General features: G+C 62.6%; 9 protein-coding genes. 5 read left to right on the forward strand and 4 right to left on the reverse strand.

Annotated elements, in window-relative coordinates:
- Positions 1-144: 144 nt before the first annotated feature.
- A complete protein-coding gene (locus IAE36_RS18615; RefSeq protein ID WP_060483031.1) occupies positions 145-1,365 on the reverse strand; it encodes an MFS transporter in 1,221 nt (406 codons plus the stop codon).
- 356 nt (positions 1,366-1,721) lie between these two features.
- Here IAE36_RS18615 and IAE36_RS18620 point away from each other — a divergent pair, with 356 nt between their 5' ends.
- The 3 genes from IAE36_RS18620 to IAE36_RS18630 are packed head-to-tail and all read left to right on the forward strand — an operon-like array spanning position 1,722 to position 4,333.
- On the forward strand, positions 1,722-3,158 hold the full coding sequence (locus tag IAE36_RS18620; RefSeq protein WP_028633325.1) for a cytochrome ubiquinol oxidase subunit I: 1,437 nt from the start codon (positions 1,722-1,724) through the stop codon (positions 3,156-3,158).
- Between the two features lie 3 nt (positions 3,159-3,161).
- On the forward strand, positions 3,162-4,169 hold the full coding sequence (gene cydB, locus IAE36_RS18625) for a cytochrome d ubiquinol oxidase subunit II (protein WP_028633324.1): 1,008 nt from the start codon (positions 3,162-3,164) through the stop codon (positions 4,167-4,169).
- An 11-nt stretch (positions 4,170-4,180) separates the two neighbouring features.
- The gene (locus tag IAE36_RS18630) at positions 4,181-4,333 is read left to right on the forward strand and encodes a DUF2474 domain-containing protein (RefSeq protein ID WP_033727993.1); all 153 of its coding nucleotides are present in this window, start codon (positions 4,181-4,183) and stop codon (positions 4,331-4,333) included.
- Positions 4,334-4,367: 34 nt separating this feature from the next.
- Here the strand turns inward: IAE36_RS18630 and IAE36_RS18635 are convergent, their stop codons facing one another.
- Positions 4,368-5,492 (reverse strand): methyltransferase, encoded by a 1,125-nt coding sequence (locus IAE36_RS18635; RefSeq protein WP_201213970.1) that lies wholly within the window; start codon positions 5,490-5,492, stop codon positions 4,368-4,370.
- 96 nt (positions 5,493-5,588) lie between these two features.
- On the reverse strand, positions 5,589-6,296 hold the full coding sequence (locus tag IAE36_RS18640) for an autoinducer binding domain-containing protein (protein ID WP_028633322.1): 708 nt from the start codon (positions 6,294-6,296) through the stop codon (positions 5,589-5,591).
- Between the two features lie 212 nt (positions 6,297-6,508).
- On the opposite strand from IAE36_RS18640, the gene IAE36_RS18645 reads away from it, so the two are divergent.
- Complete coding sequence (locus IAE36_RS18645; protein WP_201213971.1) at positions 6,509-7,285, forward strand: ferredoxin--NADP reductase; 777 nt, start codon at positions 6,509-6,511, stop codon at positions 7,283-7,285.
- Between the two features lie 42 nt (positions 7,286-7,327).
- On the opposite strand, the gene mscL is transcribed toward IAE36_RS18645, so the two are convergent.
- Positions 7,328-7,732, reverse strand: coding sequence for a large-conductance mechanosensitive channel protein MscL (mscL, locus tag IAE36_RS18650; protein ID WP_060483036.1), 405 nt, complete (start codon positions 7,730-7,732; stop codon positions 7,328-7,330).
- 179 nt (positions 7,733-7,911) lie between these two features.
- On the opposite strand from mscL, the gene radA reads away from it, so the two are divergent.
- Positions 7,912-9,282, forward strand: coding sequence for a DNA repair protein RadA (gene radA, locus IAE36_RS18655; RefSeq protein ID WP_028633319.1), 1,371 nt, complete (start codon positions 7,912-7,914; stop codon positions 9,280-9,282).
- The last annotated feature ends 93 nt before the right edge of the window (positions 9,283-9,375 follow it).

Consider the following 9,375-nt stretch of genomic DNA (forward strand, 5'->3'; position numbering starts at 1 on the left):
ACAGACCGTACCGGTTGCCGTGGTTTTGCGTGGGGTGGAAAAAAGCCGCGCATCATACCAGCATGCCAGGCGGGGGCCTATGGCCGTTGGGGAAAGGGTTTAGCACGGCGTGTGCCCGCGATGGGGCCGGACCAGGCCAACCCTTCAGCCCTCGTGCAAGCGATCCCGCTTGGCCAGTGTCGGGAACAGTTTTATCCACACCCCCGTCACCACCAGGGTGCCCACACCCCCGAGCACCACGGCAGGCACTGTGCCAAACCAGTGCGCGGTGACCCCGGATTCGAACTCGCCGAGCTGATTCGAGGCACCGATGAACAGCCCATTGACTGCGCTGACACGTCCGCGCATCTCGTCCGGCGTCTCCAACTGCACGAACGCCCCGCGGATCACCATGCTGATCATGTCGGCAGCCCCAAGCACCACCAGCACCGCCAGCGAGAACCAGAACGAGGTGGACAGGCCGAACGCGATGGTGGCCACGCCGAACACGCCCACCGCCGTGAACATGGTCCGCCCCACCTTGCGCTCGAACGGGAAGCGGGCCAGCCACACCGACATCAGCAAGGCGCCCACCGCTGGCGCTGAGCGCAGCAGCCCCAGGCCCATTGGCCCGGTCAGCAGGATGTCCTTGGCGAACACCGGCAGCAGTGCCGTTGCCCCGCCCAACAGCACGGCGAACAGGTCCAGCGAAATGGCGCCGAGGATGTCTGGCCGGCTGCGGATGAAGCGGATGCCTGCCAGCAACGACTCAAGGCTGGCGCGCCCGCGCTGGGCCACCTGCCCACGGGCCTGCAGGCTCAGGGTCAGCACGCAGGCGATGGCATACAGGGCGACCGTTGGCCCGTAAACCCAAATGCTGCCAAAGGCATAGAGAAAACCGCCCACGGCAGGCGCCACGATGGTTGCCGACTGGGTTGCCGATGCCGAGGCTGCCACGGCCCGTGGGAACAACCCGGCCGGTACAACGTTGGGCAGCAAGGCCTGTGTGGCGGGCATCTCGAACGAGCGGGTGGCCCCCAGCAGGAAGGCCAGGGCGAAGATCAGTTCGCGGGTGACATGGTCGGTAGCGCTGCCCACCGCCAGGGCCAGGGCGATCAGCCCCTGCAGGCTCTGGCAAAGGGCCGCCACCTTGCGCCGGTCATAACGGTCGGCCACATGGCCGGTGTGCAACATGAACAGTACCCGGGGTGCGAACTCCACCAGGCCCACCAGCCCCAGGTCCAACACGTTGCCCGTTAACTGGTAGAGGTGCCAGCCAATGGCCACGGTGAGCATCTGGAAACCGCTGGCGGTAAACACCCTGGCCAGCCAGAAGGCCAGAAAAGGGCGGTGATGGCGCAACAACTGCGGCGCAGAATCAGACATCGGAACCCTTGGCCTCGGCGCGTGGGGAAGCCTGCAGCCTATCATCTGTTTGTAACAAATGGTTGCTGTTTGCACGCCCGGGCATTTTTACGCCGCATTGGGAACCGGGGTGGGGCAACCGGTCACGCGGCAAACCACCACACGGCCAGTTGGGCCTTTCGGGGCTATGCTTGCAGGCATATCGTTGATCTGGGTCAATCGTTGCAATCGTAACGATCCCGCAACGGTTCGGCCTTCTGGCCGTAATCCCTGCACATCGAACAGAACAATTCCAACGCGCCGTACTCGACTACGTGGGGGCAGTGGGGCGACGGTGCCACCGGCCCGATCGCCGGATTACCTGAAGAGGAAGCATTATGTTCGGTCTAGAGGCTCTGGATCTCGCCCGGATCCAGTTCGCGTTTACCGTATCCTTTCACATCCTGTTCCCGGCCATCACCATTGGCCTGGCAAGCTACCTGGCCGTGCTCGAAGGCCTTTGGCTGAAGACCGACAAACAGGTCTACCGGGACCTCTATCACTTCTGGTCGAAGATCTTTGCTGTCAACTTCGGCATGGGGGTAGTGTCTGGCCTGGTCATGGCCTACCAGTTCGGCACCAACTGGAGCCGGTTCTCCGAGTTCGCAGGTTCGGTCACCGGGCCGTTGCTCACCTACGAAGTCCTGACCGCGTTCTTCCTTGAAGCAGGCTTTCTGGGCGTAATGCTGTTTGGCTGGAACCGGGTAGGGCGTGGCCTGCACTTTTTCGCCACCTGCATGGTGGCGCTCGGTACGCTGGTGTCCACATTCTGGATCCTGGCCTCCAACAGCTGGATGCAGACCCCCCAGGGCCACGAAATCATCGATGGCCGCGTCATACCGGTGGACTGGCTGGCGATCATCTTCAACCCTTCGTTCCCGTTCCGCCTGATGCACATGGCCACGGCAGCCTTTGTCGCCACCGCCTTCTTCGTCGGTGCGTCGGCGGCCTGGCACCTGCTGCGCGGGCGCGACAACCCCTCGGTGCGCAAGATGCTGTCGATGGCCATGTGGATGGCCCTGATCGTGGCGCCCGTGCAGGCGCTGATCGGCGACTTCCACGGCCTGAACACGCTCAAGCACCAGCCGGTAAAAATTGCCGCCATCGAAGGCCACTGGGAGAACAAGCCGGGCGAGGCAACGCCGTTGATCCTGTTCGGCATCCCTGACATGCAGGCTGAAACCACCCGCTTCAAGCTCGAGATACCCGTACTCGGCAGCCTCATCCTCACCCACAGCCTGGACCAGCAGGTACCGGCGATGAAGGAATTCCCGCCCGAGGACCGGCCCAACTCCACCATCATCTTCTGGTCGTTCCGCATCATGGTGGCGCTCGGCATGCTCATGATTGCGGCCGGCCTGTGGAGCCTGTGGCTGCGCAAGGGTGGCAAGCTGTACACCTCGCGCCCGTTCCTGCATTTCGTCACCTGGATGGGGCCGTCTGGGTTGCTGGCGATTCTTGCCGGCTGGTTCACCACCGAAATCGGTCGCCAGCCCTGGGTGGTGTATGGGGTCATGCGCACCGCCGACGGTGTGTCCAACCACAGCTATACCCAGCTGGGCTTCACCCTGGTGGCCTTCGTGGTGGTGTACTTCGCCCTGTTCGGCACCGGCTTTGCCTACATGATGCGCCTGGTGCGCAAAGGGCCGCATACCGGTGAAGGGGACCAGCCGCGCCCGGGTGGGCCAGGCCAGCAACGTACGCCAGCACGGCCATTGTCCGCCGCCGACGACAGCAGCGATGCTGCCACTGCAGACCTGAGCAAGGGGAACTGAGCCATGGGTATCGATCTTCCACTGATCTGGGCTGTCATCATCATCTTCGGCGTGATGATGTACGTGGTGATGGACGGCTTTGACCTCGGCATCGGCATGCTCTTCCCTTTCGTCAAAGGTGAGCGTGACCGGGACGTGATGATGAACACCGTTGCCCCCGTGTGGGACGGTAATGAAACCTGGCTGGTACTGGGAGGTGCCGGGTTGTTCGGTGCCTTCCCGATGGCGTACGCCGTGGTCCTCGAAGCCCTGTACCTGCCGTTGATGCTGATGCTGATCGGCCTGATTTTCCGCGGCGTGGCGTTCGAGTTCCGCTTCAAGGCCAGCGCCCAGCGCCGGCATCTGTGGGACAAGGCTTTCATCGGCGGCTCGCTGGTGGCCACGTTCTTCCAGGGGGTAGCGCTGGGTGCCTTCATTGAAGGTTTCAAGGTGGTGGACCGCCACTTCGCCGGCGGTACGCTGGACTGGCTGACACCCTTCAGCCTGTTCTGTGGCCTGGGGCTGATCGTGGCGTACTCGCTGCTGGGCTGCACCTGGCTGATCATGAAGACCGAAGGGCCGCTGCAGGAGCAGATGCACAACCTTGGCCGCCCGTTGGCCCTGGTGCTGCTGGCGGTGATCGGCATCGTCAGCCTGTGGACACCTGTGGCCTATCCACAGATCGCCGAGCGCTGGTTCAGCATGCCCAACCTGATCTGGTTCATGCCGGTACCGGTACTCGTGCTGGTGACCTTCTACGGGCTGTTCAAGGCAGTGGCGCGCAGCGCGAATTACGCGCCGTTCCTGCTGACCCTGGTGTTGATCTTCCTTGGCTACAGCGGCCTGGGCATCAGCCTGTGGCCGAACATCATCCCGCCGTCCATCTCCATCTGGGAGGCCGCCGCGCCGCCGCAGAGCCAAGGCTTCATGCTGGTCGGCACCTTGTTCATCCTGCCTTTCATCCTGGGTTACACCTTCTGGAGCTACTACGTGTTCCGCGGCAAGGTGACTCACGATCAGGGCTATCACTAGGAGGCTGAAAAATGACCAGTAACCAGGGTGCGGAGCAGAAGAAACCCTTGTGGCAGCGCCTGGGCTGGCTGCTGCTCATCTGGGCGATGAGCGTGGCGGCACTGGGTGTGGCGGCCTGGGTGATGCGGCTGTTCATGAGCGCAGCCGGGTTGACCACCCACTGAGCGCTGCCGGGGCTGCCAGGCAGCCCCGGCACCTTTATTTGCGCGCCTTGAGCACGACGAACTTGGGCGTTGCCGCCACCTGTTCCACACCGCGGAACAGGCGGGCAAGCTTGCTGTGGTAGCCCAGGTGGCGGTTACCCACGATGTACAGCGCGCCACCCACTACCAGCGCTTCGCGGGCCTGCTGGAACATGCGCCAGGCGAGGAAATCACCCACCACTTGTTGCTGGTGAAACGGTGGGTTGCACAGCACAACGTCCAGGGATTGCTTCTCGACACCTGCCAGGCCATCGCCCGCCAGGAACGTGGCCGGGCGCTCGCCCAGGGCTGACTGCCAGTTTTCTTGCGCGGACTGTACGGCCATGTAGGACTCATCGACCAAGATGTAGTGCGCGTCCGGGTTGGCCATGGCGCTGGCAATGGCCAGCACCCCATTGCCACACCCCAGGTCTGCTACCCGGGCGCTGCCCAGGTTCCCAGGCAGGTGAGGCAAGAATGCCCGGGTGCCGATATCCAGCCCCTCTCGGCAAAACACGTTGGCATGGTTGACCAGCTCCAGCGCCGGTGCCTCCAGGCGGTAACGGCTGGGGTACGGTGAGCAGGCGAGCGGTTGCTGCGCGGGGGTTGCCGTCAGCAGCCGGGCTTTTTTCTGCGCCAGTGAGGCCTGTACCGGGCCGATGTATTTTTCCATCAGCTCGCCGGCTGCACGCGGCAGGTGCTTGACCATGGCGCCGGCCATTACCTGCGCACCAGGGGCGAGGTGGCCTTGCAGGCGAATCAGCTGCTCTTCAAGCAATGCCAGGGTCTTGGGGACACGGATCAACACGCGGTCGAATTCACCTTGCCAATGCTCGCTGGCCGGTATGAACGGCACGCTGTCGAATGACAAGCCACGGCGCACCAGGTTTTTGCCCAATGCGAGGTGTGCCAGGTGTGAATCGCCACTGCTGACCACCTGCACATGGCCGGCCAGGCTGGCCGCCAGGGCGCCGAAACTGTCATTGAGCACCAGCACTCGCCAGCCAGCCTGGGGCACCTGCTGGTGCAACTGCTCAAGCAGGTATTCGTCGGCGGCGTCGAACGCCTGCAGCGGGTCGTTGGCCTGCTCGGGCTGGCGGATCAGGTCGAGGGCAGCAAAAGGGGTGGTCAACAGGGGCATGGCGTCTGGCTCGGGTACGAATCTGCCCGTTGCGGTTCGCCGCGGGCTTTGCCGGGCGATTCTACAGCGCTTTGCCGAAGGTCGCAGGCTCGAACGTCAGATCCAGCCGCGCAGGGCAGCAATGGCCACGGCGCCAGCCTTGTTGGCCGCGTTGGTTTTGGTGATCACGCTGCGAATGTGAAAATTGACCGTGCTTTGCGACAGGGACAGGATGCAGGCCACGTCGGCGGCGGTTTTGCCCGCGGCGGACCACTTCAATACCTCAAGCTCCCGCTCGCTCATTTTCGGTTGAGGCGGGCAAAGTGCATCCAGATGATGCTCGGAGAGTACCGCATGCAGGGTGTGGCACATCCACTGGACGCTACCCGCCTTGTCGTACAGTTCGGCCGTTTCGATTCTGCCTGCGGGCCTGGCCACGCTCATTTGGCTTTCGTTGTGCTGCAAGTCGTGAAGTGACTGTGTCCAGCCGTGCCGAAGGCCATGCTGGCATGCCGCCTCGCGCACATGAGGGGCTTCTTTGTAGAGTTCGTCAGTCCACAGTACGGGTGTGGTAGAGGTGTGGCTGGCGATGCTGGCGCTGTCCTGCTTGTAGAAGTCTTCATCCTGATAGCACAGGATCCAGTCGCTCGGGTAATTGCTATAGAGGTAGAAATGCGGGGTTTGCGTGGCGATCTGTATGCGCAGGTTCAGGCCGAGGTAGTCGAAGTCAAGATCCTGGGTAAGGTGCACAGCGATATCGAACAGTTTCCGCGGGTGGCGCTCGCTCACAAAGGCGTGAAGATGCTCTGGCTTCCAGTGAAACATCTGAAGTCTCCAGTGGGCATCGGAGCCCAATCCGTATGGGTGCCGGTTTGAGTGTAGGAAACGTTTCAGCCCATCGTTGGTACATTTGGCTATAGCAGGCGGGCTTTTCTGTGACGGAATGTGCCGCGAACGGCACTAGGCCCCACAAAGCAGTGGTTTTTATCCAGACTACTTTGCGCGACACTGTATGGACCCCGTATTTGGAGCCCGACATGACCGCCAGCGCTGAGAAATTCACTCGTCAGACCCTGCTCGATGTTCAGCCGTTGACGCCGAACCTGTTCAGCCTGCGAGTCACGCGCGATGCGGGCTTTCGCTTCCGCTCGGGTCAGTTTGCCCGCCTGGGGGTGAGCAAGGCCGATGGCAGTGTGGTGTGGCGAGCCTATTCGATGGTCAGCGCGCCGCACGACGAGTACCTCGACTTCTTCTCCATCGTAGTACCCGGTGGCGAATTCACAAGCGAGCTGAGCCGCCTGGGTGCAGGCGACACGCTGTTGATAGACCGCCAGGCATTCGGGTTCCTGACGCTTGACCGCTTCACCGGCGGGCGCGACCTGTGGCTGTTGGCAACCGGCACAGGCATTGCGCCGTTCATGTCGATTCTGCAGGACTTCGAAGCCTGGGAGCGTTTCGACAACATCAAGCTGGTGTATTCCGTACGCGAGGCCAAAGAGCTGGCATACGTCGATGAAATCAACACCCTTGAACAGCGTGATTACCTGGCGGAGTACGCCGGCAAACTGCAGTTCATTCCTGTAGTCACCCGCGAGCAGCACCCCGGCGCGCTGAACGAGCGCATCACTACCCTGATCGAGAATGGTGAGCTGGAGCGGGCAGCTGGGTTGGCGCTGTCACCCGAGCACTCGCGCATCATGCTGTGCGGCAACCCTGAGATGATCGACGAGACGCGCAAGGTGCTCAAGGCGCGTGACCTGCAATTGAGCCTGAGCAAGCGCCCTGGCCAGGTTGCGGTGGAAACCTACTGGTAATTACTGCCTGCGAACGGCGGGCGCCGCTCGCAGGGTACTGCCTCAGGGGCGGTTTTTGAGCAGGTCGCGGATTTCGGTAAGCAGCGTTTGCTCAGGCGACGGAGCAGGCGGCACGCTTGGCGCCACCGCTTCTTCGCGTTTGAGGCGGTTGATGGCCTTCACGCCCATGAAGATGGCGAAGGCGATAATCACGAAGTCGATGACGGTCTGGATGAACTTGCCATAGGCCAGCACCACCGCCGGGATATCGCCCTGGGCAGCTTTCAGGGTGATGGCCAGGTCGCTGAAATCGACACCGCCGATCAACAGCCCCAGTGGCGGCATGACCACATCCCCAACGAAGGACGAGACGATCTTGCCGAAGGCCGCGCCGATGATGATACCGACCGCCATGTCGACGACGTTGCCTTTGACCGCGAAGGCCTTGAACTCACTGATCATGCCCATGTATCTATTCCTTTGTAACAAATGGTGAGGTAAACGCAGTGTAAGCCACTTAAACGCTTCATGCGCTGCATTCAGGGGTAGTGACTACTGTCGCAACGAATAGTTTTGTCGCATCCCAGGCCCGCCAGGGCACGTTCGCTACGTTATCATTCAGGCTTTTTTACCCGGAGACACTCCCCATGGCCAAGGCCAAGCGCATGTATGGTTGCACCGAGTGCGGCGCGACCTTCCCCAAATGGGCTGGGCAATGTGGCGAATGCGGGGCCTGGAACACCCTGGTCGAAACCATGATCGAAAGCGGTGGTGCGGCAGCGCCAAGCAGCGGGCGTGCAGGCTGGACCGGGCAGCAGGCGCAGATCAAGACCCTGGCCGAAGTCAGCGTCGAAGAGATCCCGCGCTTCACCACCAGCAGTACCGAACTGGACCGCGTGTTGGGTGGCGGGCTGGTGGACGGCTCGGTGGTGCTGATTGGCGGTGACCCGGGTATCGGCAAGTCGACCATCCTGTTGCAGACCTTGTGCAACATCGCGGTGGGCATGCCTGCGCTGTATGTCACCGGCGAAGAGTCCCAGCAGCAGGTGGCCATGCGCTCGCGGCGCCTGGGGCTGCCCCAGGACAAGCTCAAGGTCATGACCGAAACCTGCATCGAAACCATCATTGCCACGGCGCGCCAGGAAAAGCCGCGGGTGATGGTAATCGACTCGATCCAGACCATTTTTACCGAGCAGTTGCAGTCGGCGCCGGGCGGTGTGGCCCAGGTGCGTGAAAGCACTGCATTGCTGGTGCGTTACGCTAAACAGAGCGGCACGGCCATTTTCCTGGTGGGCCATGTGACCAAGGAAGGCTCGCTGGCAGGCCCGCGGGTGCTGGAGCACATGGTCGACACGGTGCTGTATTTCGAGGGCGAGTCCGACGGCCGCCTGCGCCTGTTGCGGGCGGTTAAGAACCGCTTTGGCGCGGTCAACGAACTGGGCGTTTTCGGCATGACCGACCGCGGCCTGAAGGAAGTGTCCAACCCATCGGCGATTTTCCTCAACCGCACCCAGGAAGAAGTACCCGGCAGTGTGGTGATGGCGACCTGGGAGGGCACGCGGCCGATGCTGGTGGAAGTGCAGGCGCTGGTGGATGACAGCCACCTGGCCAACCCGCGCCGGGTCACGTTGGGGTTGGACCAGAACCGCCTGGCCATGCTGCTGGCGGTGCTGCACCGGCATGGGGGTATTCCGACCCATGACCAGGACGTGTTCCTCAACGTGGTCGGCGGGGTCAAGGTGCTGGAAACCGCATCAGACCTGGCCTTGCTGGCAGCGGTAATGTCCAGCCTGCGCAACCGGCCGTTGGCCCATGGCCTGCTGGTATTCGGTGAAATCGGCCTGTCGGGCGAGGTGCGGCCGGTGCCCAGCGGGCAGGAGCGCCTGAAAGAGGCGGCCAAGCATGGCTTCAAGCGTGCCATCGTGCCCAAGGGCAATGCCCCCAAGGAGGCACCAGCCGGGCTGCAGGTCATTGCGGTCACCCGGCTGGAGCAGGCGCTGGATGCGCTCTTTGAATAATGGCGGGCGCACAGGCGTTCGCGCACAAATGCCCCAGGCATGATTGGCCCGAAACAAACGTAGGAGCGAGCGCAGCTCGCGATGCGCCGCGCG

It is taken from the genome of Pseudomonas sp. S36, from assembly GCF_016647875.1.
GTDB classification, from domain to species: domain Bacteria; phylum Pseudomonadota; class Gammaproteobacteria; order Pseudomonadales; family Pseudomonadaceae; genus Aquipseudomonas; species Aquipseudomonas parafulva.

Bases quoted from the DNA above. Each gene is read 5' to 3' on its own strand.
- IAE36_RS18615 (WP_060483031.1), bottom strand. From the start codon at position 1,365: ATGTCTGATTCTGCGCCGCAGTTGTTGCGCCATCACCGCCCTTTTCTG.
- IAE36_RS18620 (WP_028633325.1), top strand. From the start codon at position 1,722: ATGTTCGGTCTAGAGGCTCTGGATCTCGCCCGGATCCAGTTCGCGTTT.
- cydB (WP_028633324.1), top strand. From the start codon at position 3,162: ATGGGTATCGATCTTCCACTGATCTGGGCTGTCATCATCATCTTCGGC.
- IAE36_RS18630 (WP_033727993.1), top strand. From the start codon at position 4,181: ATGACCAGTAACCAGGGTGCGGAGCAGAAGAAACCCTTGTGGCAGCGC.
- IAE36_RS18635 (WP_201213970.1), bottom strand. From the start codon at position 5,492: ATGCCCCTGTTGACCACCCCTTTTGCTGCCCTCGACCTGATCCGCCAG.
- IAE36_RS18640 (WP_028633322.1), bottom strand. From the start codon at position 6,296: ATGTTTCACTGGAAGCCAGAGCATCTTCACGCCTTTGTGAGCGAGCGC.
- IAE36_RS18645 (WP_201213971.1), top strand. From the start codon at position 6,509: ATGACCGCCAGCGCTGAGAAATTCACTCGTCAGACCCTGCTCGATGTT.
- mscL (WP_060483036.1), bottom strand. From the start codon at position 7,732: ATGGGCATGATCAGTGAGTTCAAGGCCTTCGCGGTCAAAGGCAACGTC.
- radA (WP_028633319.1), top strand. From the start codon at position 7,912: ATGGCCAAGGCCAAGCGCATGTATGGTTGCACCGAGTGCGGCGCGACC.